Here is a 23,574-nt window from a genome sequence, read left to right on the forward strand (position 1 = left end):
TCTGACTAGTACTGCTCGGTCTCGACGAAGCCGGCGTCGGCGTCGTCGTCCGCGCCGAAGGCGTCGGCGGCAGCGGTCGGGTCGAACCCGGGCGGGCTGTCCTTCAGGGCCAGGCCCATGCCGGCCAGCTTCGCCTTGACCTCGTCGATCGACTTCGCACCGAAGTTGCGGATGTCGAGCAGGTCGGCCTCGGAGCGGGCGACGAGCTCACCCACGGAGTGGATGCCCTCGCGCTTGAGGCAGTTGTACGACCGAACGGTGAGCTCGAGCTCCTCGATCGGCAGCGCCAGGTCGGCGGCCAGGGCGGCGTCCGTCGGGGACGGGCCCATGTCGATGCCCTCGGCGTCGATGTTGAGCTCGCGGGCCAGACCGAACAGCTCGACCAGGGTCTTGCCGGCGGACGCCATGGCGTCGCGCGGGCGCATGGCCTGCTTGGTCTCGACGTCGACGATCAGCTTGTCGAAGTCGGTGCGCTGCTCGACTCGGGTCGCCTCGACCTTGTAGGTGACCTTGAGGACCGGGCTGTAGATGGAGTCGACCGGGATACGGCCGATCTCCTGGCCCAGCTGCTTGTTCTGGACGGCGGAGACGTAGCCGCGACCGCGCTCGACGGTCAGCTCCATCTCCAGCTTGCCCTTGCCGTTCAGGGTGGCGAGGACCAGGTCCGGGTTGTGCACCTCGACACCGGCCGGGGGCGCGATGTCGGCAGCGGTGACCAGGCCGGGACCCTGCTTGCGCAGGTACATCACGACCGGCTCGTCGTGCTCCGAGGAGACGACCAGCTGCTTGATGTTGAGGATGATGTCGGTGACGTCTTCCTTGACACCGGGCACGGTGGTGAACTCGTGCAGGACGCCGTCCACGCGGATGCTGGTGACAGCGGCACCCGGGATCGAGGACAGGAGCGTACGGCGCAGGGAATTGCCGAGGGTGTAGCCGAAGCCCGGCTCCAGCGGCTCGATCACGAACCGCGAGCGGTACTCGTCGACGACCTCTTCGGTCAGCGAAGGACGCTGAGCGATAAGCATGTCTGTGTTCCTTCAGTCGTGGACGCCCACTATTTGACGCCCGACAGTGCTGTACGGAGTACAGCGGTACTAGCAAGGGTACGGGCGGCACGACCCCCGGAGGGGACGTACCGCCCGAAACCTCAAGCTCAGTGCGTCGAAACGCGCTGCGGTGACCCGGAGGGGGTCAGACGCGGCGGCGCTTCGGCGGACGGCGGCCGTACTGCGAATTCCCGGGGGAATGACCCCCGGACCCCCAGCAGACCACCGGCCCACCACCGGAGCCGTGCGTCAGACGCGGCGGCGCTTCGGCGGACGGCAGCCGTTGTGCGGGGTGGGGGTGACGTCCTGGATCGAACCGACCTCCAGGCCCGTGGCCTGCAGGGAGCGGATCGCGGTCTCGCGGCCGGAGCCCGGACCCTTGACGAAGACGTCAACCTTGCGCATGCCGTGCTCCTGCGCGCGGCGGGCGGCCGACTCGGCGGCCATCTGCGCGGCGAAGGGGGTGGACTTGCGCGAGCCCTTGAAGCCGACGTGGCCGGCGGAGGCCCAGGAGATCACGTTGCCGGACGGGTCCGTGATCGAAACGATGGTGTTGTTGAACGTGCTCTTGATGTGCGCGTGGCCGTGAGCGACGTTCTTCTTTTCCTTGCGGCGCACCTTCTTGGCAGCGCCCTGACGACCCTTGGGGGGCATCTCTTACTCCTACAGGGAGGTGGTCGGTCCTACAGCGCAAGACCGCTGGAAAGCGAGTCCGCTGAGGACTACTTCTTGCCCGGCTTCTTCTTGCCGGCGATGGCGCGACGCGGGCCCTTGCGGGTACGGGCGTTCGTGCTGGTGCGCTGACCGTGGACCGGCAGGCCGCGACGGTGGCGGATGCCCTGGTAGCACTGGATCTCGATCTTGCGGCGGATGTCGCCCTGGATCTCGCGGCGGAGGTCACCCTCGGTACGGAGGTTGGCGTCCACGTACTCGCGGATCTTGACGAGGTCCTCTTCGGCCAGGTCACGAACGCGGGTGTTCGGGTTCACGCCGGTGGAGGCGAGGATCTCCTTGGACCGGGTGCGCCCGATACCGAAGACGTAGGTGAGTGCGATCTCCACACGCTTTTCGCGCGGGATGTCAACACCGGAAACGCGTGCCATTCAATGGCTCCTGTGTGTTCGGGGGTCTTCCGCAAAGCCGCTCCCGGCCGCCGTACGAGGTACGAACCGGGTCCCCGGCCCCCGCCGGAGGTGCCGCCGACCCTTGCGGGCTGGGCGGGCTCTGCTGATGTACGTACTGCTTGCGTCGCGCGAAGAACTGCGAAATTGCAGGTCGGTCGGCGTGCGTCAGCCCTGGCGCTGCTTGTGGCGCAGGTTGTCGCAGATGACCATGACCCGACCGTGACGGCGGATCACCTTGCACTTGTCGCAGATCTTCTTGACGCTCGGCTTGACCTTCATGTGTCTGAGGTTCTCCGGGTCAGTGCCACCACCCGCGCAGGAGCGCGGAGTGCGGGGGCAAGATCTACTTGTATCGGTAGACGATCCGGCCACGCGTCAGGTCGTAGGGAGAGAGCTCCACGACGACCCGGTCATCCGGGAGGATACGGATGTAGTGCATCCGCATCTTTCCGCTGATGTGCGCGAGGACCTTGTGACCGTTCTGGAGCTCCACCTTGAACATGGCGTTCGGGAGGGACTCGATCACGGTGCCCTCGATTTCGATGGCACCTTGCTTCTTGGCCACGCTTCGCCTTTCGGGATCGGCTACCTTGATCAGCTCTGCGCCCATGCTGGGCATGGAGATGCACGTGAGCCGACGCATCAGTCTACGTCAGGGCACCCAGAAAGACGAATCCGGAAAGTTTGCCCACCACTCTAGATCATTACGCGGACTTGTTCAGGGGGTCGGGCGCGGTCGTGACGCCGTACTCCGCCAGTTTCGTCTTGCCGCAGTCCGGGCTGGTCAGGACGATGGGGCCGTCCTCCGTCAGAGCGACGGAGTGCTCCCAGTGCGAGGACCAGGTGCCGTCGGTGGTGATGACGGTCCAGTCGTCCGCGAGCACCTCGGTCCGGGCCGTGCCGAGCGACACCATGGGCTCGATCGCCAGGCAGAGGCCCGGGACCAGCTTGATGCCCTTGCCCCGCTTGCGCGAGACGTAGTTCAGCAGGTGCGGGTCCATGTGCATCTCGGAGCCGATGCCGTGGCCGCCGTAGTCCTCGATGATCCCGAACTTGCCGAGGCTGTGGTCACCGGCGGCCGGCCGCGGCTGGCGCTTGATGTACATCTCGATCGAGCGGGAGATGTCCACCAGCCGGTTGCCGAGCTTCATCGCCGCGATGCCCGCCCACATCGACTCCTCGGTCACCCGGGACAGCTCGACCAGCTCCGGAGCGTGACCGGTGCCCACGAAGGCGGTGTACGCCGCGTCCCCGTGCCAGCCCTCGACGATCGCGCCGGCGTCGATGGAGATGATGTCGCCGTCCTTGAGGACCGTCTTGTCGTCCGGGATGCCGTGGACGACGACCTCGTTCACCGAGGTGCAGATGGTCGCGGGGAAGCCGCCGTAGCCGAGGAAGTTCGACTTCGCACCGTGGTCCGCGATGACCTTGCGCGCGACCATGTCCAGGTCCCGCGTCGTCGCCCCCGGAACGGCCGCCTCACGGGTCGCCGCGTGAATGGCGGCCACCACCAGACCGGCCTCCCGCATCTTCGCGATCTGCTCGGGAGTCTTCAGCTGGACCATCTCGTCTGTGTGCCTTCCACCGGTGAATCGGGACGTCTCAACAGTACGGCCGCGGCGTCCACAGGACACCGCGGCCGTACGGAGCAGCTGCTGCTGCCGGAACTACTTCTTCAGCGCGTCCATCGCGCGCTGGGTGACCTCGTCCACCTTGCCGAGGGCGGAGATCGTCACCAGCAGGCCCTGGGCCTTGTAGTAGTCGATGATCGGCTCGGTCTGCGTGTGGTAGACCTCCAGCCGGTTGCGGACCGTGCCCTCCGAGTCGTCGCCGCGCTGGTACAGCTCGCCACCGCAGGTGTCGCAGACACCCTCGGCCTTCGGCGGGGCGTACGTCACGTGGAAGACGTGCGCGGAGTCGTTGCGGCAGATCCGGCGGCCGGCGATGCGCTTGACCACCTCGTCCTCCTCGACCTCCAGGTCGAGGACGGCGTCCAGCTTGATGCCGTCGGCCTGGAGCGCCGCGTCCAGCGCCTCGGCCTGCGAGACGTTGCGCGGGAAGCCGTCGAGCAGGAAGCCGTTCGCGGCGTCCGGCTGCTCCATGCGGTCCTTGGCCATGCCGATGGTGATCTCGTCCGGGACGAGGTCGCCGGCGTCCATGAACGCCTTCGCACGTACACCGAGCTCCGTGCCCTGGCTGATGTTGGCCCGGAAGAGGTCGCCCGTGGAGATGTGCGGGATCGACAGGTTCTTGGCGAGGTACGCGGCCTGCGTGCCCTTGCCCGCACCGGGAGGTCCGACGAGGACGATTCGCATCAGCGGAGGAACCCTTCGTAGTTACGCTGCTGGAGCTGGCTCTCGATCTGCTTCACGGTTTCCAGACCCACACCCACGATGATCAGGATGCTCGTCCCGCCGAACGGGAAGTTCTGGTTCGCGCCGAAGCCGGCCAACGCCATCGTCGGCACAAGAGCGATGAGACCCAGGTACAGCGACCCCGGCCAGGTGATCCGGTTGAGCACGTAGCTCAGGTACTCGGCAGTAGGTCGACCGGCCCGGATGCCCGGGATGAAGCCACCATACTTCTTCATGTTGTCCGCGACTTCCTCCGGGTTGAACGAAATCGCCACGTAGAAGAAGGCGAAGAACACGATCAGGAGGAAGTACAGGGAGATGTGGAACGGCGCGTTGGTGTCCGCGAGGTTGCGCTGGACCCAGGCGGCCCACGGTGCTGTGGACCCGCTGAACTGGACGACCAGCGCCGGGATGTACAGCAGCGACGAGGCGAAGATGACGGGAATCACACCCGCCTGGTTCACCTTGAGCGGGATGTAGGTGGACGTACCGCCGTAGGAACGGCGGCCGATCATGCGCTTCGCGTACTGGACCGGGATCCGGCGCTGCGCCTGCTCGACGAAGACCACCAGGGCCACCATCGCGAGGCCGACCAGGATCACCACACCGAACTCGACCCAGCCGTCGGCGATCTTGCCCTGGAGCTTGATCTGCCACAGCGCGCCGATGAAGCCGGCGGCGATCGAGATGAACATGAGGATGGACATGCCGTTGCCGATGCCGCGGTCGGTGATCAGCTCACCGAGCCACATGACGACGGCGGTGCCCGCGGTCATGGTGATGACCATGACGACGGTGGTGAAGATGGAGCGGTCCGGGACGATCTCGCTGGCGACCGGGCAGCCGGTGAACAGCGCACCGCTGCGTGCGGTGGCGACCAGACCGGTGCCCTGGAGGATGGCGAGCGCGATCGTCAGATAACGCGTGTACTGCGTGATCTTCGCCGTGCCGGCCTGCCCCTCCTTCTTGAGGTTCTCCAGCTTCGGGATGACCACGGTCAGCAGCTGCAGGATGATGCTCGCCGTGATGTACGGCATGATGCCGAGCGCGAAGATCGTGATCTGCAGCAGCGCGCCGCCGCTGAACATGTTGACGAGGCCGAACAGTCCCCCGTTGGAGGTGGCCTGCGCCTGGTCGACACAGAACTGCACGTTCTTGTAGCTCACGCCGGGGACCGGGATATGGGACCCGAGCCTGTAGAGCACGATGATGGCGAGCGTGAAGAGCAGCTTCTTGCGCAGGTCGGGCGTCTTGAACGCCCGGGCGAACGCGGTGAGCACGGTGCCTCCTGCGACCCCCGCGCTACTGCGTCAGAGGTGACGGTCTAAGGATTCGAGGAATACGACAAAGCAAAGGTGCAGGCCAGCTTAGCGGCGTCTGCGCCCCCCGTGGAACGACCAACCGGGGATGCCCCAAATGTGAGGCATCCCCGGTCGGTTTCACTCGTTATGAGCCACTGATCTCGTCTCAGACGAGCTCGGTGACCGTGCCGCCCGCGGCGGCAATCTTCTCCTTGGCGGAGGCGGAGACGGCGTCAACCGAAACCTGCAGCGCCACGGAGATCTCGCCCTGGCCCAGGACCTTGACGAGCTGGTTCTTGCGCACGGCACCCTTGGCGACCAGGTCGGCCACGGTGACCTCGCCACCCTGCGGGTACAGGGCGGCCAGCTTGTCCAGGTTGACGACCTGGAACTCGGTGCGGAACGGGTTCTTGAAGCCCTTCAGCTTCGGGAGGCGCATGTGGAGGGGCATCTGCCCACCCTCGAAGCGCTCCGGAACCTGGTAGCGGGCCTTGGTGCCCTTGGTACCACGACCGGCCGTCTTACCCTTGGACGCCTCACCACGACCCACGCGGGTCTTGGCGGTCTTGGCGCCCGGGGCGGGACGGAGGTTGTGGATCTTGAGCGGGTTGTTTTCCGCCATGATCAGTCGACCTCCTCAACCGTCACGAGGTGGCGGACGGTGTGCACCATGCCGCGGAACTCGGGGCGGTCCTCCTTGACGACCACGTCGTTCAGGCGCTTGAGCCCGAGCGAACGCAGGGTGTCGCGGTGGTTCTGCTTGCTGCCGATGTACGACTTCGTCTGCGTGATCTTGAGGCGAGCCATTACGCACCCGCTCCCGCACGCGCACGAAGCAGGGCCGCGGGGGCAACGTCCTCGAGCGGCAGACCACGGCGGGCCGCGATCTCCTCGGGGCGCTGCAGGCCCTTCAGGGCCTCCACGGTCGCGTGCACGATGTTGATCGCGTTGTCGGAGCCGAGCGACTTCGACAGGATGTCGTGAACGCCGGCGCACTCCAGGACGGCGCGCACCGGGCCACCGGCGATAACACCGGTACCGGGGGAAGCAGGCTTCAGCAGGACGACGCCCGCAGCCTTCTCACCCTGGATGGGGTGCGGGATGGTGCCCTGGATACGGGGGACCTTGAAGAAGTGCTTCTTGGCCTCCTCCACACCCTTGGCGATGGCGGCCGGCACCTCCTTGGCCTTGCCGTAGCCGACACCTACGGTGCCGTCACCGTCACCCACCACGACCAGCGCGGTGAAGGAGAAACGACGACCACCCTTGACAACCTTGGCGACGCGGTTGATCGCGACAACGCGCTCAACGTACGCGGTCTTCTCGGCGGCAGCAGCGCCACCGTCGCGACCCTTCCGGTCCCGCCGCTCGCCGCCACCGGCACCGCTGCCGCGGCGCTGGGGTCCAGCCATTGGATTACCTCTCTCTGTTACGTCCGTTAGTCCCGGAACCGGGGCTTAGAACTTCAGCCCGGCTTCGCGGGCGGCGTCAGCCAGAGCGGCAATGCGCCCGGCGTACCTGTTGCCACCACGGTCGAACACGACGGCCTCGACGCCGGCGGCCTTGGCGCGCTCAGCGACCAGGGCACCGACCTGCTTGGCCTGCGCGGACTTGTCACCCTCGCCACCGCGGATCGACGCGTCCAGGTGGGACGCCGACGCCAGGGTGTGGCCCTGGATGTCGTCGATCACCTGGGCGGTGATGCCACGGTTGCTCCGGTTGACGACCAGGCGCGGACGCTCGGCCGTACCGGAGATGGTCTTGCGGATGCGGATGTGGCGGCGGGCCTTGGCAGCCCGCTTGTAAGCGTCGCCCTTGGCGATCTTCACACCGTATGCCATGGCTTTACTTACCAGCCTTTCCGACCTTGCGGCGGATGACCTCGCCCGCGTACTTGACGCCCTTGGCCTTGTACGGGTCGGGCTTCCGCAGCTTGCGGATGTTGGCGGCGACCTCGCCGACCTTCTGCTTGTCGATGCCCTCGACCGAGAACTTGGTCGGCGACTCGACCTTGAAGGAGATGCCCTCGGGGGCCTCCACCAGGATCGGGTGGCTGTAGCCGAGCTGGAACTCCAGGTCGGAGCCCTTCGCGGCCACGCGGTAACCGACACCGCTGATCTCGAGCGCCTTGACGTATCCCTGGGTCACACCGGTGATCATGTTGGCCACCAGCGTGCGGGACAGGCCGTGGAGGGCCTTGTTCTGACGCTCGTCGTTCGGACGGGTGACGTTCAGAACGCCGTCCTCGCCCTTAACGATCTCGATGGGGGCGGCAACGGTGTGCGTCAGGGAGCCCTTGGAGCCCTTGACGGTGACCGTGCGGCCATCGATGGTGACGTCCACGCCGGCGGGAACCGGGATGGGGAGCTTGCCGATACGAGACATAGCTTTTCCTCCGTTCCCGACTACCAGACGTAGGCGAGGACTTCCCCACCCACGCCCTTCTTCTGCGCCTGCTGGCCGGTCAGGAGACCGTGGGACGTGGAGATGATCGCCACGCCCAGGCCGCCGAGGACCTTCGGCAGGTTGGTGGACTTCGCGTAGACACGCAGACCCGGCTTCGAGATCCGCTTGATGCCGGCGATCGAGCGCTCGCGGTTCGGACCGAACTTCAGCTCGAGGATGAGGTTCTTGCCGACCTCAGCGTCCTCGACCTTCCAGCCGGTGATGAAACCCTCCTGCTTGAGGATTTCCGCGATGTGCGACTTGATCTTGCTGTGCGGCATCACGACCTGGTCGTGGTACGCCGAGTTAGCGTTACGCAGACGCGTGAGCATGTCTGCGATGGGGTCAGTCATGGTCATGAAGTGGCCTTCGGCCTCTCTCGCCGGGGTTTCCTGTATGCGCCATCCCTCTCCCCGTACAGAGACGGGACGGGTGCGGTGCGGGGACCTACGGCGTAGTAAGTCGTGCGGGCGGCGGACGCCCAACCCCACTAGCCTACGGCATGGGGGAGGGGCCTCCGCCGACCCAGATGCTTACCGAGAGTTACCTGCAAACCCAACTGTCCAGGGACAGAAGGATTTACCAGGAGCTCTTGGTCACGCCCGGCAGCTCGCCACGGTGAGCCATCTCACGAAGGCACACGCGGCAGAGGCCGAACTTGCGGTACACGGAGTGCGGGCGGCCGCAGCGCTGGCAGCGGGTGTACGCGCGCACACCGAACTTGGGCTTACGAGCAGCCTTGGCAATCAGAGCCTTCTTCGCCATCTCGCTTACGCCTCCTTGAAGGGGAAGCCGAGGTGACGAAGGAGCGCACGGCCCTCAGCGTCGTTGGTCGCCGTGGTGACCACGGTGATGTCCATACCCCGGGTACGGTCGATCTTGTCCTGGTCGATCTCGTGGAACATGACCTGCTCCGTGAGACCGAAGGTGTAGTTGCCACGGCCGTCGAACTGCTTCGGGGACAGGCCGCGGAAGTCGCGGATGCGCGGCAGCGCGAGCGACAGGGTGCGGTCCAGGAACTCCCACATGCGGTCACCGCGGAGGGTGACGTGGGCACCGATCGGCTGACCCTCACGCAGCTTGAACTGCGCGATGGACTTGCGGGCCTTGGTGACGGCCGGCTTCTGACCGGTGATCGTGGTCAGGTCGCGGATGGCGCCGTCGATCAGCTTCGAGTCACGGGCGGCGTCGCCGACACCCATGTTCACGACGATCTTGACGAGACCGGGGATCTGCATGACGTTCTCGTACGAGAACTCCTCACGCAGCTTGCCCGTGATCTCCTCGCGGTACTTCGTCTTCAGACGCGGAGTGGTAGCCATCAGATGTCCTCACCCGTGCGCTTGGCAACGCGGATCTTGTTGCCCTCGTCGTCGAAGCGGTAACCGACGCGGGTGACGACCTTCTTGCCGTCCTTCTCCACGACCAGCTGGACGTTCGAAACGTGGACGGGGGCCTCGGTGATCACGATGCCGCCGGCCTGGTTCGGACCAGCCTTGGTGTGCTTCTTGACCCGGTTGACACCCTCGACCAGGACACGGTTCTCGGCGGGGAGGGCCTGGATGACCTTGCCCTGCTTGCCCTTGTCCTTACCGGTGATGACCTGGACCAGGTCGCCCTTCTTGATCTTCATGCTTACAGCACCTCCGGCGCGAGCGAGATGATCTTCATGAACTTCTTCTCGCGCAGCTCACGGCCGACCGGGCCGAAGATACGGGTGCCGCGAGGGTCGCCGTCGTTCTTCAGAATGACAGCGGCGTTCTCGTCGAAGCGGATGTACGAGCCGTCCTGGCGGCGGCGCTCCTTGACGGTGCGAACGATGACCGCCTTGACGACGTCACCCTTCTTCACGTTGCCACCGGGGATCGCGTCCTTGACGGTGGCGACGATGACGTCACCGATGCCCGCGTAGCGGCGACCCGAGCCACCGAGAACACGGATGCAAAGGATCTCCTTGGCACCAGTGTTGTCGGCGACGCGAAGTCGCGACTCCTGCTGGATCACGTCTATCTCCTGTTTGTCTGCCGGTTCCCGGCCGGGGGCTTACGGGAAGCCCCCGACCGAGCCTGGCGGAACTGACCTGAGGGAAACCCCTCAGGCTGTGTCTTTGGACTTCCCTCGCGGGAAGTTCCTTACTTGGCCTTCTCGAGGATCTCGACGACGCGCCAGCGCTTGCTGGCGGACAGCGGCCGGGTCTCCATCAGGAGGACGCGGTCGCCGACGCCGGCGGCGTTCTGCTCGTCGTGTGCCTTGAGCTTGTTGGTACGGCGGATGACCTTGCCGTACAGCGCGTGCTTGACGCGGTCCTCGACGGCGACGACGACGGTCTTGTCCATCTTGTCGCTGACGACCAGACCCTCACGGGTCTTGCGGAAGCCGCGCTCGGTCTTCTCAGTCACGTTCTTCTCGCTCATCAGGCGTTCTCCACCGTTTCGATGCCCAGCTCACGCTCACGCATCAGGGTGTAGATCCGGGCGATGTCCTTGCGGACGGCCTTGAGGCGGCCGTTGTTCTCGAGCTGACCGGTCGCCGCCTGGAAGCGGAGGTTGAACAGCTCTTCCTTGGCCGAACGCAGCTTGGCAACGAGCTCCTCGTTGTCGAGCTCGCGCAGCTCCGACGCCTTGGTACCGGCGGTCGACATCACGCTTCACCTGCCTCGCGCTTGACGATCCGGCACTTCATCGGCAGCTTGTGGGCCGCACGCGTCAGAGCCTCACGCGCAATCTTCTCGTTCGGGTAGGACAGTTCGAACATGACCCGGCCCGGGTGCACGTTCGCGATCCACCACTCCGGGGAACCCTTACCGGAACCCATGCGGGTCTCGGCAGGCTTCTTGGTGAGGGGACGGTCCGGGTAGATGTTGATCCAGACCTTGCCGCCACGCTTGATGTGACGGGTCATCGCGATACGAGCGGACTCGATCTGACGGTTGGTCACGTACGCCGGGGTCAGCGCCTGGATGCCGTACTCGCCGAATGCGACCTCAGTACCGCCCTTGGCCATACCGCGGCGCTTCGGGTGGTGCTGCTTGCGGTGCTTGACCCTACGAGGGATCAGCATGTCGGTCAGGCCTCCGTTCCGGTGCTCTCGGCCGGAGCGGCGGCAGCGGCCTCGGCCTTGGGGGCCTCGGCAGCAGCAGCCTGCTGCGGCTTGCGGCCGCCACGGCCGCCACGCTCGCCACCGCGGCCACCACGGCCGGCGGGGCGGTCAGCGCCACCACGGGCCGGGCGGTTACCCGCACGGGCCGCAGCGTTCTCGGCGCGGACCTCGGCGATGTTCTTGACGTCGCCCTTGTAGATCCAGACCTTCACGCCGATGCGGCCGAAGGTGGTCTTGGCCTCGAAGAAGCCGTACTCGACGTTCGCGCGCAGCGTGTGCAGCGGCACACGACCCTCGCGGTAGAACTCCGAGCGGGACATCTCGGCGCCGCCGAGACGGCCGCCACACTGGATCTTGATGCCCTTGGCGCCGGCCTTCATGGCGGACTGCATGCTCTTGCGCATGGCCCGACGGAAGGAGACGCGGGAGGACAGCTGCTCGGCAACGGCCTGGGCCACGAGCTGAGCGTCGACCTCGGGGTTCTTGACCTCGAGGATGTTCAGCTGGACCTGCTTGCCGGTGAGCTTCTCGAGGTCACCGCGGATGCGGTCGGCCTCGGCGCCACGGCGGCCGATGACGATGCCCGGACGGGCGGTGTGGATGTCCACGCGGACACGGTCACGGGTGCGCTCGATCTCAACCTTCGAGATGCCGGCGCGCTCCATGCCGGACGTCATCATCCGACGGATGGCGACGTCTTCCTTGACGTAGTCCTTGTACAGCTTGTCGGCGTACCAGCGCGACTTGAAGTCGGTGGTGATGCCGAGCCGGAACCCGTGCGGGTTTACCTTCTGGCCCATTACCGGGTTCCTTCCTTGCTGCTGACGACCACGGTGATGTGGGAGGTCCGCTTGCGGATCCGGTAGGCACGGCCCTGGGCGCGCGGACGGAACCGCTTCAGGGTCGGGCCCTCGTCAACAAACGCCTCGCTGATGAAGAGCGAGGAGGCGTCCGTGTGGTTGTAGTTGTGCGCGGCGTTGGCGATGGCGCTGTCGAGCACCTTGCCGACCGGCACAGATGCGGCCTGCGGGGCGAAACGCAGGACCGCCTGGGCCTCCGTGGCATCCATGCCACGGATGAGGTCCACCACACGGCGGGCCTTCATGGGCGTGACGCGGATGTACCGCGCCTGGGCCCTGGCTTCCATGGTTGTCCCTTCGGTGTAAGTCATAGTCGTTCCCACCCCGCGATTAGCGGCGCTTCGACTTCCGGTCGTCCTTGACGTGGCCGCGGAAGGTGCGAGTCGGCGAGAACTCGCCGAGCTTGTGGCCGACCATGGACTCGGTGACGAACACCGGGACATGGGTCTTGCCGTTGTGCACCGCGATGGTGTGACCCAGCATGCTGGGGATGATCATCGAGCGACGGGACCAGGTCTTGATGACGTTCTTGGTGCCGGCTTCGTTCTGGGCGTCCACCTTCTTTACGAGGTGGTCGTCGACGAAGGGCCCCTTCTTGAGACTGCGCGGCATCTAAACCCGCTCCTAGCGCTTCTTGTTCGTCTTGCGGCGGCGGACGATGTACTTGTTCGAAGCCTTCTTCGGCGAACGAGTACGACCCTCCTTCTGACCCCACGGGGAGACCGGGTGGCGACCACCGGAGGTCTTGCCCTCACCACCACCGTGCGGGTGGTCAACCGGGTTCATGGCGACACCGCGGACGGTCGGGCGAACGCCCTTCCAGCGCATGCGGCCGGCCTTGCCCCAGTTGATGTTCGACTGCTCGGCGTTGCCGACCTCGCCGATCGTGGCGCGGCAGCGCACGTCGACCAGACGGATCTCGCCGGACGGCATACGGAGGTGCGCCATGGCACCTTCCTTCGCCAGCAGCTGCACGGAGGCACCCGCGGAACGGGCGAACTTGGCACCGCCACCGGGACGGAGCTCGATCGCGTGGATCGTGGTACCGACCGGGATGTTGCGGAGCGCCAGGTTGTTACCGGGCTTGATGTCGGCCGTCGGGCCGTTCTCGATCCGGTCGCCCTGGGTCAGGCCGCGCGGAGCGATGATGTAGCGCTTCTCGCCGTCCGCGTAGTGCAGGAGGGCGATGCGAGCGGTGCGGTTGGGGTCGTACTCGATGTGCGCGACCTTGGCCGGCACGCCGTCCTTGTCGTGACGACGGAAGTCGATCACACGGTAGGCGCGCTTGTGTCCGCCACCCTGGTGGCGAACGGTCACACGACCGGCGTTGTTACGGCCGCCCTTGCTGTGCAGGGGACGGACCAGCGACTTCTCCGGCGTGGACCGCGTGATCTCGACAAAGTCGGCGACGCTGGAGCCACGACGGCCCGGAGTCGTCGGCTTGTACTTGCGGATACCCATTTCTCAGTCCTCGTCCGATATTCGGACCAGGGCGCTCCGTTAGGAGGCCTGGCCGAAGATGTCGATACGGTCGCCCTCGGCAAGGGTCACGATGGCGCGCTTGGTGTTGGCGCGCTTACCGAAACCGGTGCGGGTGCGCTTGCGCTTGCCCTGGCGGTTGATCGTGTTCACCCCGGCGACCTTGACCGAGAAGACCGCCTCGACGGCCTGCTTGATCTGGGTCTTGTTGGCGCGGGGGTCGACGATGAACGTGTACTTGTTCTCGTCCAGCAGCGCGTAGCTCTTCTCGGAGACGACCGGGCGGACAAGGATGTCGCGCGGGTCCGTGAAGGTCTTGCTGGTGATCGTGGCCTCAGACATCAGCCCTCGTTCCCTTCGGTCTCAGCGGCCTTGGGGCCAGACACGAAGGACTCGAAAGCGGCCTGGGTGAAGACCACGTCGTCCGAGACGAGCACGTCGTACGTGTTCAGCTGGCCCGGCTCCAGGATGTGCACCTGGGGCAGGTTGCGGGCGGACAGCCACGCGGCCTCGTCGGCACGCTCGACGACCAGGAGCAGGTTCTTGCGCTCCGAGATCTTGCCGAACAGCGTCTTGGCGGCCTTGGTGGAGGCGGCACCCTCGACCACGCCGGAGACGACGTGGATGCGGGAGTGACGGGCCCGGTCGGTGAGGGCGCCACGCAGAGCGGCTGCCTTCATCTTCTTCGGGGTCCGCTGCGAGTAGTCACGCGGCACGGGACCGTGGACGACGCCACCGCCGGCGAACTGCGGCGCACGGGTCGAACCCTGACGGGCGCGGCCGGTGCCCTTCTGGCGGTACGGCTTCTTGCCACCACCGCGGACCTCGCCACGCGTCTTGACCTTGTGCGTACCCTGACGGGCGGCGGCCAGCTGCGCGACGACGACCTGGTGGATCAGCGGAACGCTGACCTTGGCGTCGAAGATCTCGGCCGGGAGCTCAACGGTCCCGGTCTTGTCGCCGGCAGGCGACAGAATGTCAATGGTGCTCATAGTCCTCAGGCCCCCTTGGCCGCAGTGCGGACCAGGACGAGGCCGCCGTTCGGACCAGGAACCGCGCCCTTGATGAGCAGCAGGCCCTTCTCCGCGTCAACGGCGTGAACGGTCAGGTTCTGGGTGGTGACCCGGTCGCTACCCATGCGGCCGGCCATCTTCATACCCTTGAAGACGCGGCCCGGGGTGGCGCAGCCACCGATCGAACCGGGCTTGCGGTGCACGCGGTGGGCACCGTGGGAAGCCTTGCCACCACGGAAGTTGTGGCGCTTCATGGCACCGGCGAAGCCCTTGCCCTTGCTCGTGCCCGTGACGTCAACCTTGACGCCGGACTCGAACACGGCAGCCGTGATCTCCTGGCCGAGCGTGTACTCGGCGGCGTCGGAGGTACGGAGCTCCACCAGGTGGCGGCGCGGGGTCACGTCGGCCTTGGCGAAGTGGCCCTTGAGGGGCTTGTTCACCTTGCGCGGGTCGATCTCGCCGAAGGCGATCTGGACCGACTCGTAGCCGTCGACGTCGTTGGTACGGACCTGGGTCACGACGCAGGGGCCGGCCTTGACGACGGTCACCGGGACGACACGGTTGTTCTCGTCCCAGACCTGGGTCATGCCGAGCTTCTCGCCCAGGACGCCCTTGATCTGCTTTGCCATCTTCTCGACGCCTCTCAGAGCTTGATCTCGATGTCAACGCCGGCCGGAAGGTCCAGGCGCATCAGCGAGTCAACGGTCTTGGGCGTCGGGTCGAGGATGTCGATCAGGCGCTTGTGCGTGCGCATCTCGAAGTGCTCGCGCGAGTCCTTGTACTTGTGCGGCGACTTGATGACGCAGTACACGTTCTTCTCAGTGGGCAGCGGCACCGGGCCCGCGACCGACGCACCAGTGCGGGTCACCGTCTCGACGATCTTCTTCGCCGAGGAGTCGATGACCTCGTGGTCGTAGGCCTTGAGCCGGATGCGGATCTTCTGTCCCGCCATGGCTACTCAGTAGTCCTTTGTCTAGTAACAACGCTCTGGAACTCGGCCGGCTGCGTTCTCACGCCGCTTCTCTCCGACCCACGCGGTCGGGCGTGTCGCGTTCCCTCCGAGAAAATTCCCATACGGAAATTCCCTGGTCAGAGGGTTGCGATCCTTTCCCGGACCACGCTTCGGGGGAGAAACACCCACCGAGTGCCTGGTGAGAACCCCGCCCACGCTTCCCGGAAGATTCCCGTACGTCCGCCCCATTGCTGCCCCGAGGGACAGATAAAGGCGACGAGTACTGTGGGACTCGCTTCCGGTCCTCCCGGCGGGAGGCGCGCAGCATCGGCACTCAACCGAGCAACCCCGACAGTCTGCCATACGAGACACGTACTGCGCCAATCGGGGCCGAAGACAATACCCCGCCGGGCGATCACGTCAAACTCGCCGCGTACCCGCCAGGGGGCCGGGTCCGACCGCGGGCCCCGCAGCCGCCGCCCGCGACCCCTGTGACACGCCTCCCGGGCCCGCCCGCGCCGGGCCACCGCCGGGGCCCCGTACGGGCCGCACGGTCGCCGAGAGGGTCCGGGAAGAGCGAAGGGCCCCGCCCCACCGCCGAAGCGGTGGGACGGGGCCCCTCAGGAAGCTCTGCTACTGCTGAGCTACCAGGTCAGAACACGAATTACTTCGTGATCTTGGTGACCTGGCCGGCGCCGACGGTCCGGCCACCCTCACGGATGGCGAACTTCAGGCCCTCCTCCATGGCGACCGGCTGGATCAGCGCGACCGTCATCTCGGTGTTGTCGCCCGGCATGACCATCTCGGTGCCCTCGGGGAGGGTCACGACGCCGGTCACGTCCGTGGTACGGAAGTAGAACTGCGGGCGGTAGTTGTTGAAGAACGGGGTGTGACGACCACCCTCGTCCTTCGACAGGATGTAGGCCTGGGCCTCGAACTCGGTGTGCGGCGTGACCGAACCGGGCTTGATGATGACCTGGCCGCGCTCGACGTCCTCGCGCTTGATGCCACGGAGGAGCAGACCGACGTTCTCACCGGCCTGGCCCTCGTCGAGCAGCTTGCGGAACATCTCGATACCGGTGACCGTGGTGGTGGTCTTCTCTTCCTTGATACCGATGATGTCGACGGTCTCGTTGACCTTCAGGACACCACGCTCGATACGGCCGGTGACGACCGTACCGCGACCGGTGATCGTGAAGACGTCCTCGACGGGCATCAGGAACGGCTTGTCGGTGTCACGCGGCGGGGTCGGGATCGCCTCGTCGACGGCGGACATGAGGCCGAGGAGCTTCTCGCCCCACTCCTTGTCGCCCTCGAGCGCCTTGAGCGCCGAGACCTGGACGACCGGAACGTCGTCGCCCGGGAACTCGTACTCGTTGAGGAGCTCACGAACCTCGAGCTCGACGAGCTCCAGGATCTCCTCGTCGTCCACCATGTCGGCCTTGTTCAGGGCGACGACGATGTACGGAACGCCGACCTGGCGGGCCAGGAGCACGTGCTCCTTGGTCTGCGGCATCGGGCCGTCGGTGGCGGCGACCACGAGGATGGCGCCGTCCATCTGCGCCGCACCGGTGATCATGTTCTTGATGTAGTCCGCGTGACCCGGGCAGTCGACGTGGGCGTAGTGACGCGCCTCGGTCTGGTACTCGACGTGCGCGATGGAGATGGTGATACCGCGCTGGCGCTCCTCGGGAGCCTTGTCGATCTGGTCGAAGGCCGAGGCCTCGTTCAGGTCCGGGTACGCGTCGTGCAGCACCTTGGTAATGGCGGCCGTGAGGGTCGTCTTACCGTGGTCGATGTGACCGATGGTGCCGATGTTGACGTGCGGCTTAGTCCGCTCGAACTTCGCCTTCGCCACTGGGGTCCTCCTGTGGAGTGGTTCTGTACGCCTTACTCATCGGCGCCAGGTGATCTTTGCTGGAATGCCGGCTCCCCCGGGGCAACAAGTGCTGTTGCGCCTGCTGCCCCAGAGGTTCCGGTGACAAGCCTAAAGCGTGTACTCGGAAGAGTTACTCGCCCTTGGCCTTCGCGATGATCTCCTCGGCGACGTTCCGCGGAACCTCGGCGTAGGAGTCGAACTGCATCGAGTAGCTTGCGCGACCCGAGGTCTTGCTGCGGAGGTCTCCGACGTAGCCGAACATCTCCGAAAGCGGCACGAGGCCCTTCACGACGCGAGCGCCGTGACGCTCCTCCATGGCCTGGATCTGGCCACGGCGGGAGTTGATGTCTCCGATGACCTCACCCATGTAGTCCTCGGGCGTGGTGACCTCAACGGCCATCATCGGCTCGAGCAGCACGGGGCTGGCCTTGCGCGCACCCTCCTTGAACGCCTGCGAACCGGCGATCTTGAAGGCGAGCTCGGAGGAGTCGACCTCGTGGTAGCCACCGTCGAGAAGCGTGACGCGGACGCCCGTCATCTCGTAGCCGGCCAGGATGCCGAACTGCATGGCCTCCTGCGCACCCGCGTCGACCGAAGGGATGTACTCCTTCGGGATGCGGCCACCGGTGACCTTGTTCACGAACTCGTACGCCGGACCATCGGCGTCCGTGATCGGCTCGATCGCGATCTGCACCTTGGCGAACTGACCGGTACCACCGGTCTGCTTCTTGTGGGTGAAGTCGATGCGCTCGACGGCCTTGCGGATCGTCTCGCGGTACGCGACCTGCGGCTTGCCGACGTTGGCCTCGACCTTGAACTCGCGCTTCATACGGTCGACCAGCACCTCGAGGTGCAGCTCGCCCATACCGCCGAGGATGGTCTGGCCCGTCTCCTCGTCCGAGTGAACGTGGAAGGAGGGGTCCTCCTCCGCGAGACGCTGGATGGCGACACCCAGCTTCTCCTGGTCACCCTTGGACTTGGGCTCGATGGCGACCTGGATGACCGGGGCCGGGAAGTCCATGGACTCCAGGATGACCGGGGCCTTCTCGTCGCACAGCGTCTCACCGGTGGTGGTCTGCTTCAGGCCCATGACGGCGACGATGTCGCCGGCGCCCACCGCGTCGATCTCCTCACGCTTGTTCGCGTGCATGCGGTAGATCTTGCCGATGCGCTCCTTCTTGCCCTTGACGGAGTTCAGCACCGAGGTGCCGGCCTCCAGGCGGCCCGAGTAAACCCGGACGAAGGTGAGCTTGCCGAGGTGCGGGTCGCTCATGATCTTGAACGCCAGCGCCGCGAGGGGCTCCTCGTCGGACGGCTTGCGCTTCACGACGAGCTCGGCGTCCTTGACGTCGTGGCCCTCGATGGCCTCGATGTCCAGGGGCGACGGCAGGTAGCGGACGACGGCGTCGAGCAGGGGCTGAACACCCTTGTTCTTGAACGCCGTGCCACAGAACACCGCGGTGACGGTCGAGCCGCCACCCTTGCCGGAGCTGAGGATGATGCGACGGACGGCGGCGTGCAGCTGCTCCACGGTCGGCTCTTCGCCGCCCAGGTACAGCTCCATGATCTCGTCGTCGTTCTCGGCGACGGTCTCGACCAGCTTGCCGCGCCACTCTTCAGCGAGCTCGGTGTGCGTGGCCGGGATGTCGACGATGTCGTACATCTCGCCCTTGGTCGCCTCGGCGGACCAGACGAACGCCTTCATGGTGACGAGGTCGACGACACCCTTGAAGTCGGCCTCGGCGCCGATCGGCAGCTGCATGACGATCGGAACCGCACCGAGGCGGTCCTTGATCATGTCGACGCAGCGCATGAACTCGGCACCGGTGCGGTCGAGCTTGTTCACGAAGCAGATGCGCGGCACGCCGTAACGGTCGGCCTGACGCCACACCGTCTCGGACTGCGGCTCGACACCGGCAACACCGTCGAACACGGTGACGGCACCGTCGAGGACGCGGAGCGAACGCTCCACCTCGACGGTGAAGTCGACGTGACCCGGGGTGTCGATGATGTTGATCGTGTGGTCGACGTCCTCGAGCGGCCAGTGGCAGGTCGTCGCGGCGGACGTGATCGTGATGCCGCGCTCCTGCTCCTGCTCCATCCAGTCCATCGTGGCGGCGCCGTCGTGGACCTCACCGATCTTGTAAGACACACCGGTGTAGAACAGGATGCGCTCGGTGGTGGTCGTCTTGCCCGCGTCGATGTGGGCCATGATGCCGATGTTGCGCACCTTGGCCAGGTCAAGCGAAGTGGTAGCCATAAGGCTTCAGTCTTCTCTCGGTCTCGATGTGGGTTGCGACTACCAGCGGTAGTGCGCGAAGGCCTTGTTGGACTCGGCCATCTTGTGCGTGTCCTCACGCTTCTTGACCGAAGCGCCGAGGCCGTTGGAGGCGTCGAGCAGTTCGTTCATGAGGCGCTCGGTCATGGTCTTCTCGCGGCGGGCGCGGGAGTAACCCACGAGCCAGCGGAGGGCCAGGGTCGACTGACGACCCGGCTTGACCTCGACGGGGACCTGGTAGGTCGCGCCACCGACACGGCGGGACTTGACCTCGAGGGACGGCTTGACGTTCTCCAGCGCGCGCTTCAGCGTGATGACCGGGTCGTTGCCGGTCTTGTCACGGAGGCCTTCCATGGCGCCGTAAACGATGCGCTCGGCGGTGGAGCGCTTGCCGTTCAGGAGGATCTTGTTGATGAGCGAGGTCACCAGAGGAGAACCGTAGACCGGGTCGATGATGACCGGGCGCTTCGGGGCGGGGCCCTTACGAGGCATTCTTACTTCTCCTTCTTGGCGCCGTAGCGGCTGCGGGCCTGCTTGCGGTTCTTGACAGCCTGGGTGTCAAGCGCACCGCGGATGATCTTGTAACGAACACCCGGCAGGTCCTTCACACGGCCACCACGCACGAGCACGATCGAGTGCTCCTGCAGGTTGTGTCCCTCACCCGGAATGTAAGCGGTGACCTCGATGCCCGAGGTCAGACGCACACGCGCGACCTTACGGAGGGCCGAGTTCGGCTTCTTCGGGGTGGTCGTGAACACACGCGTGCAGACGCCGCGACGCTGGGGCGAAGCCTCAAGCGCGGGCGTCTTCGTCTTCTCGACCTTGTCCTGCCGGCCCTTACGGACCAGCTGCTGGATCGTAGGCACTACTTCTCCGGTTTCTGTGTGCCGTGTAGTAAAGCTAACCTGGAACTTTGCCGACCCACGCGGTCGGGTGTGTCGAACCCGGCCGGTCCTCCGCCGAAGCGGAAAACGCACTCGGATCGCGGTGGCCGATGCGGCTCGTCATGCGGTTGATGGACACGCACGGGAGCCCAGGCACACCCCAGGCACAAGGTCTGAGCGTACCTACCGCACTGACTCCGGTCAAAACAAATGCCCCGGGCCGGGGAACCGCCCCGCTCCGCTCCCCGAACGGCTGCATAAACTACCGAACAGGCCATTATAGCGATCTTCAGGGAGTACTGCATTGGCGAGCCGGATCAAGCGGCTGTACGCCCCCCTGCTCGCCTTCGCGATCACCTCGGCAGCGTTCTGCTCGGCCTGGGTGTGGCGCGGCAGCTTCCCCTTCGGGAACACCGGGCGGGCCATCAACGACCAGGCCAACCAGTACGTGCCCTTCCACCGGGCGCTCTGGGACCTGGTGCACGGACAGGCGGCCGGTGACCTCCTCTTCACCTGGCGCGGGGGCTTCGGACAGCAGTTCCTGTCCGACTACCACACCTACCTCGGCAACCCGTTCTCCTGGCTCGCGGTGCTGGTCCCCCGGGCCCACGTCGACCTCGCGGTCTTCCTGATCACCCCGGTCACCATGGGGTTCGCGGCCGCGCTGATGGCCGTCTACCTGGGCCGGCTGGTGCCGGGCCCGTGGTGGCAGCGCGGGGTGCTCGGCGCCGCGTACGGACTGTGCGGGTGGGCGCTCAGCGACGCCTCGTACATCCCGATGTGGCTCTGGGGCCTGGCCGCCCTCCCGATGCTCGGCATCGCGGTGGAGTGGTGCCTGGAACAGCGGCGCTGGCCGGCCGCGACCGCGCTCGTGGCCCTCGCCTGGCTGGGCAACTTCTACACCGCGATGATGGCGACGATGGCCGTCGGCATCATTCTGGTCATCCGTCTCATCACTCGGGACATGACCGGCGGCCTGGGGGTCCCCCCGGACGGAGTCCGGGGGAAGCTCCGGGCCCTGTGGCGGGCCGCCACCGCGGCCGGCACCGGCATCGTGCTGACCCTCCCGCTGCTGCTCCCGTCCTTCCTCTCCAGCGGTGCCGCCCAGCCCACGAAGGTCGCCGAGTTCGACCCGCAGCGGCTGGACGTGTTCCTCACCGGGATGCTGCCCGCCACCCACCTGTGGGGCGGCCGGCCCCGGCTCTACGTCGCCTCACTGGGCCTGATCCTGGCCGGCACGTTCCTGCTCAACACGCGTGTCGCCCGGAAGACCCGGCTGGTGTGGGGCCTGGCCGCGGTGCTGGTCGCGGCCTCCTTCCAGTTCCCGCCCACCCAGTACGTCTGGCACGGCCTGGCGGTGCCGAACGGCAACCCGTACCGCGAGGCCTTCGTCTTCAGCGCGATGCTGGTGGTCCTGGCCTGGATGTCGCTGGCCCACCGGCCGCGCCCGCTGCACCTGGCGCTCACCTTCGGACTGCTGGTGCTCGCCACGTTCCTGCTGCGGAACACGGACGACTTCTCCGTCGAGACCTGGTACGCCGTCCTGGGCGGCGGCGGGCTCTCGCTGCTCGCGCTGTTCCTGCTGCGCCTGGGCGAGCGGCGCCGGGCGCTGGTCCCGCTGGCCGCGGTGCTGATGGCGGGCGTGGTCCTCGGCGAGTCCGCGCTGTCCGCCGTCAACGCGGACGAGAAGCGGGCCCGGGAGCGGTGGGCGAAGCCGGCCGCGACCTCCAGCCGGTCGATCACCAACCACTTCGAGGCGGTCCGCCAGGTGGACGGCTGGCCCGTATACCGGACGGATTCCGGCGCGCCGCAGACCGCGTACAACGATGCCCTGGCACTCCGGGCGGAAGGCCCGCAGTACTACAGCAGCTACCTGCCCGAGGACACGTTCGAGGCGCTCGAACCGCTGGGCTACGGCTACAAGAACGACGGCCGGACCATCTTCGGCGCCGACAACCCCGTCCTCGACACGATCTTCTCGATCGGCGCCCGGGTCTCCCCGGTCCCGGGTGAGAAGAACGCCTGGCGGGGCACGAAGTTCCCCACTCCCCCGCTGGTGACCGTCCGGGACGGGTCCTTCACCTCCCGGCACCCGGCGGGCAGCGTCTGGGCGAACCAGGAGAACGCCCTGGGCAGCGCGGTCTACGAGGTGCCGCGGACCACCCGGTCCGGCAGTGCGGGCGAGCAGAGGTACGTGGCCCGGTGCGCCCCCGGCTCCGAGGCGTACTGGTACTCCCCCGCCCTGAACGGCGTCCTCCGTACGGGCGGCACCGACCACCGCCTGGAGGACAGGCAGACCGGTGTGGTGAAGCTCGGTACCGTCCCCGCGAACGGCCGGGTCGAGACCGTCGTCCGCACCAAGAGCCAGGGCAGGGCCCCGGAGCAGCCCATCGGCTGCCTGAGGCCGGGTGCCGTCGAGGGGACCGTCAAGGACCTCACCGCCACCGGCGCCACCTCCGTCGACGTCGGCGGCCACGGCATCGCGGCCACCCTCCCGGAGGGGACCCGCGGCACCGCCGTCTTCGCCATGACCGCCGTCCCCGGCTGGCAGTGCTCGGCCCCGCTGAAGCCCTTCCACGGCCTGGTCGCCGTGGATGTCCCGGCCGGCACCACGAAGGTCTCCTGCACCTTCACCCCGAAGGGCTTCCTCCCCGGCCTGGCCGCCGCCGGCCTGGCCCTGCTGGCCCTCCTGACGGTGGCCGTGGCCTCCCGTCGCCGCTCCCGCCCCACCCCGCCGGAACCCGCCGCTGAGGACCGTCCCACGGTCACCGCGGCCGCCTAGCCCCGGCACCCACGGAAGAGCCCCCGCCGTCACCGGCCGGGGGCTCTTCCGTATCCGCGTCCCCGTGCGTCCGCG

Annotated in this window: 34 protein-coding genes; 1 reads left to right on the forward strand and 33 read right to left on the reverse strand. The window is 66.6% G+C overall.

The features are described 5' to 3' along the window. Window positions 1–5 precede the first annotated feature (5 nt). From AC067U_RS22075 to rpsL, 33 genes are all read right to left on the reverse strand, one after another. A complete protein-coding gene (locus AC067U_RS22075; RefSeq protein ID WP_007265920.1) occupies window positions 6–1,028 on the reverse strand; it encodes a DNA-directed RNA polymerase subunit alpha in 1,023 nt (340 codons plus the stop codon). Between the two features lie 270 nt (window positions 1,029–1,298). Then, window positions 1,299–1,703 (reverse strand): 30S ribosomal protein S11, encoded by a 405-nt coding sequence (gene rpsK / locus AC067U_RS22080; protein WP_003956432.1) that lies wholly within the window; start codon window positions 1,701–1,703, stop codon window positions 1,299–1,301. Between the two features lie 68 nt (window positions 1,704–1,771). Next, a complete protein-coding gene (gene rpsM / locus AC067U_RS22085) occupies window positions 1,772–2,152 on the reverse strand; it encodes a 30S ribosomal protein S13 (RefSeq protein ID WP_007265919.1) in 381 nt (126 codons plus the stop codon). 186 nt (window positions 2,153–2,338) lie between these two features. Then, window positions 2,339–2,452, reverse strand: a complete 114-nt coding sequence (rpmJ, locus tag AC067U_RS22090; protein ID WP_003956441.1) for a 50S ribosomal protein L36 — start codon at window positions 2,450–2,452, stop codon at window positions 2,339–2,341. A 64-nt stretch (window positions 2,453–2,516) separates the two neighbouring features. Further along, window positions 2,517–2,738 (reverse strand): translation initiation factor IF-1, encoded by a 222-nt coding sequence (infA, locus tag AC067U_RS22095; RefSeq protein ID WP_003956442.1) that lies wholly within the window; start codon window positions 2,736–2,738, stop codon window positions 2,517–2,519. 139 nt (window positions 2,739–2,877) lie between these two features. Beyond that, window positions 2,878–3,738, reverse strand: a complete 861-nt coding sequence (gene map, locus AC067U_RS22100) for a type I methionyl aminopeptidase (protein ID WP_478831455.1) — start codon at window positions 3,736–3,738, stop codon at window positions 2,878–2,880. 102 nt (window positions 3,739–3,840) lie between these two features. Next, window positions 3,841–4,488 (reverse strand): adenylate kinase, encoded by a 648-nt coding sequence (locus tag AC067U_RS22105; protein WP_478831456.1) that lies wholly within the window; start codon window positions 4,486–4,488, stop codon window positions 3,841–3,843. Next, window positions 4,488–5,807 carry a preprotein translocase subunit SecY gene (secY, locus tag AC067U_RS22110; protein ID WP_478831457.1) on the reverse strand — a complete coding sequence of 440 codons (1,320 nt, stop codon included), beginning with the start codon at window positions 5,805–5,807 and terminating at the stop codon, window positions 4,488–4,490. Before secY ends, AC067U_RS22105 begins: the two co-directional genes overlap by 1 nt. Window positions 5,808–5,994: 187 nt before the next feature. Next, a complete protein-coding gene (rplO, locus tag AC067U_RS22115; protein ID WP_030201548.1) occupies window positions 5,995–6,450 on the reverse strand; it encodes a 50S ribosomal protein L15 in 456 nt (151 codons plus the stop codon). Window positions 6,451–6,452: 2 nt separating this feature from the next. After that, window positions 6,453–6,635 carry a 50S ribosomal protein L30 gene (rpmD, locus tag AC067U_RS22120; protein WP_005313525.1) on the reverse strand — a complete coding sequence of 61 codons (183 nt, stop codon included), beginning with the start codon at window positions 6,633–6,635 and terminating at the stop codon, window positions 6,453–6,455. After that, on the reverse strand, window positions 6,635–7,240 hold the full coding sequence (rpsE, locus tag AC067U_RS22125) for a 30S ribosomal protein S5 (protein ID WP_030201551.1): 606 nt from the start codon (window positions 7,238–7,240) through the stop codon (window positions 6,635–6,637). Before rpsE ends, rpmD begins: the two co-directional genes overlap by 1 nt. 45 nt (window positions 7,241–7,285) lie before the next feature. Next, complete coding sequence (gene rplR, locus AC067U_RS22130; RefSeq protein ID WP_478831458.1) at window positions 7,286–7,669, reverse strand: 50S ribosomal protein L18; 384 nt, start codon at window positions 7,667–7,669, stop codon at window positions 7,286–7,288. A 4-nt stretch (window positions 7,670–7,673) separates the two neighbouring features. Then, window positions 7,674–8,213: a 50S ribosomal protein L6 gene (gene rplF, locus AC067U_RS22135; protein ID WP_478831459.1), complete on the reverse strand. Its 540-nt coding sequence runs from the start codon at window positions 8,211–8,213 to the stop codon at window positions 7,674–7,676. 20 nt (window positions 8,214–8,233) lie between these two features. Continuing rightward, window positions 8,234–8,632, reverse strand: coding sequence for a 30S ribosomal protein S8 (gene rpsH, locus AC067U_RS22140; RefSeq protein ID WP_478831460.1), 399 nt, complete (start codon window positions 8,630–8,632; stop codon window positions 8,234–8,236). Between the two features lie 220 nt (window positions 8,633–8,852). Beyond that, entirely contained in the window at window positions 8,853–9,038 is a 186-nt protein-coding gene (locus AC067U_RS22145) for a type Z 30S ribosomal protein S14 (RefSeq protein WP_003956452.1), read from the reverse strand. Window positions 9,039–9,043: 5 nt separating this feature from the next. Then, window positions 9,044–9,595, reverse strand: coding sequence for a 50S ribosomal protein L5 (gene rplE, locus AC067U_RS22150; RefSeq protein WP_478831461.1), 552 nt, complete (start codon window positions 9,593–9,595; stop codon window positions 9,044–9,046). Further along, a complete protein-coding gene (gene rplX, locus AC067U_RS22155; protein WP_030201562.1) occupies window positions 9,595–9,906 on the reverse strand; it encodes a 50S ribosomal protein L24 in 312 nt (103 codons plus the stop codon). Before rplX ends, rplE begins: the two co-directional genes overlap by 1 nt. A 2-nt stretch (window positions 9,907–9,908) precedes the next feature. Then, the gene (gene rplN, locus AC067U_RS22160; RefSeq protein WP_003956455.1) at window positions 9,909–10,277 is read right to left on the reverse strand and encodes a 50S ribosomal protein L14; all 369 of its coding nucleotides are present in this window, start codon (window positions 10,275–10,277) and stop codon (window positions 9,909–9,911) included. A gap of 128 nt (window positions 10,278–10,405) precedes the next feature. Continuing rightward, window positions 10,406–10,687 (reverse strand): 30S ribosomal protein S17, encoded by a 282-nt coding sequence (gene rpsQ / locus AC067U_RS22165; protein WP_400105731.1) that lies wholly within the window; start codon window positions 10,685–10,687, stop codon window positions 10,406–10,408. Further along, complete coding sequence (gene rpmC, locus AC067U_RS22170; RefSeq protein WP_478831462.1) at window positions 10,687–10,914, reverse strand: 50S ribosomal protein L29; 228 nt, start codon at window positions 10,912–10,914, stop codon at window positions 10,687–10,689. The genes rpsQ and rpmC overlap by 1 nt, the downstream gene beginning before the upstream one ends. Then, window positions 10,914–11,333, reverse strand: coding sequence for a 50S ribosomal protein L16 (gene rplP, locus AC067U_RS22175; protein WP_478831463.1), 420 nt, complete (start codon window positions 11,331–11,333; stop codon window positions 10,914–10,916). The genes rpmC and rplP overlap by 1 nt, the downstream gene beginning before the upstream one ends. 5 nt (window positions 11,334–11,338) lie before the next feature. After that, window positions 11,339–12,172 (reverse strand): 30S ribosomal protein S3, encoded by an 834-nt coding sequence (gene rpsC, locus AC067U_RS22180; RefSeq protein WP_352193896.1) that lies wholly within the window; start codon window positions 12,170–12,172, stop codon window positions 11,339–11,341. Continuing rightward, a complete protein-coding gene (rplV, locus tag AC067U_RS22185) occupies window positions 12,172–12,519 on the reverse strand; it encodes a 50S ribosomal protein L22 (RefSeq protein ID WP_030201575.1) in 348 nt (115 codons plus the stop codon). The genes rpsC and rplV overlap by 1 nt, the downstream gene beginning before the upstream one ends. Before the next feature lie 43 nt (window positions 12,520–12,562). After that, the gene (gene rpsS / locus AC067U_RS22190) at window positions 12,563–12,844 is read right to left on the reverse strand and encodes a 30S ribosomal protein S19 (protein ID WP_007265903.1); all 282 of its coding nucleotides are present in this window, start codon (window positions 12,842–12,844) and stop codon (window positions 12,563–12,565) included. Between the two features lie 12 nt (window positions 12,845–12,856). Beyond that, the gene (rplB, locus tag AC067U_RS22195; RefSeq protein ID WP_478831464.1) at window positions 12,857–13,693 is read right to left on the reverse strand and encodes a 50S ribosomal protein L2; all 837 of its coding nucleotides are present in this window, start codon (window positions 13,691–13,693) and stop codon (window positions 12,857–12,859) included. 39 nt (window positions 13,694–13,732) lie between these two features. Further along, window positions 13,733–14,053, reverse strand: coding sequence for a 50S ribosomal protein L23 (gene rplW / locus AC067U_RS22200; RefSeq protein ID WP_125642234.1), 321 nt, complete (start codon window positions 14,051–14,053; stop codon window positions 13,733–13,735). Further along, entirely contained in the window at window positions 14,053–14,703 is a 651-nt protein-coding gene (rplD, locus tag AC067U_RS22205; RefSeq protein WP_219664739.1) for a 50S ribosomal protein L4, read from the reverse strand. The genes rplW and rplD overlap by 1 nt, the downstream gene beginning before the upstream one ends. Before the next feature lie 5 nt (window positions 14,704–14,708). Continuing rightward, window positions 14,709–15,353: a 50S ribosomal protein L3 gene (gene rplC, locus AC067U_RS22210; RefSeq protein ID WP_478831465.1), complete on the reverse strand. Its 645-nt coding sequence runs from the start codon at window positions 15,351–15,353 to the stop codon at window positions 14,709–14,711. Between the two features lie 14 nt (window positions 15,354–15,367). After that, window positions 15,368–15,676, reverse strand: coding sequence for a 30S ribosomal protein S10 (gene rpsJ, locus AC067U_RS22215; RefSeq protein ID WP_003948644.1), 309 nt, complete (start codon window positions 15,674–15,676; stop codon window positions 15,368–15,370). Window positions 15,677–16,340: 664 nt separating this feature from the next. Continuing rightward, window positions 16,341–17,534: an elongation factor Tu gene (gene tuf / locus AC067U_RS22220; protein ID WP_478831466.1), complete on the reverse strand. Its 1,194-nt coding sequence runs from the start codon at window positions 17,532–17,534 to the stop codon at window positions 16,341–16,343. A 151-nt stretch (window positions 17,535–17,685) separates the two neighbouring features. Continuing rightward, window positions 17,686–19,815: an elongation factor G gene (fusA, locus tag AC067U_RS22225; RefSeq protein ID WP_478831467.1), complete on the reverse strand. Its 2,130-nt coding sequence runs from the start codon at window positions 19,813–19,815 to the stop codon at window positions 17,686–17,688. A gap of 39 nt (window positions 19,816–19,854) precedes the next feature. Further along, a complete protein-coding gene (rpsG, locus tag AC067U_RS22230) occupies window positions 19,855–20,325 on the reverse strand; it encodes a 30S ribosomal protein S7 (RefSeq protein WP_478831468.1) in 471 nt (156 codons plus the stop codon). Window positions 20,326–20,327: 2 nt separating this feature from the next. Further along, complete coding sequence (gene rpsL, locus AC067U_RS22235; RefSeq protein ID WP_007265893.1) at window positions 20,328–20,699, reverse strand: 30S ribosomal protein S12; 372 nt, start codon at window positions 20,697–20,699, stop codon at window positions 20,328–20,330. A gap of 322 nt (window positions 20,700–21,021) precedes the next feature. Here rpsL and AC067U_RS22240 point away from each other — a divergent pair, with 322 nt between their 5' ends. Further along, on the forward strand, window positions 21,022–23,499 hold the full coding sequence (locus AC067U_RS22240; protein ID WP_478831469.1) for a YfhO family protein: 2,478 nt from the start codon (window positions 21,022–21,024) through the stop codon (window positions 23,497–23,499). Window positions 23,500–23,574 lie beyond the last annotated feature (75 nt).

Source organism: Streptomyces sp. NPDC043853 (assembly GCF_056436025.1).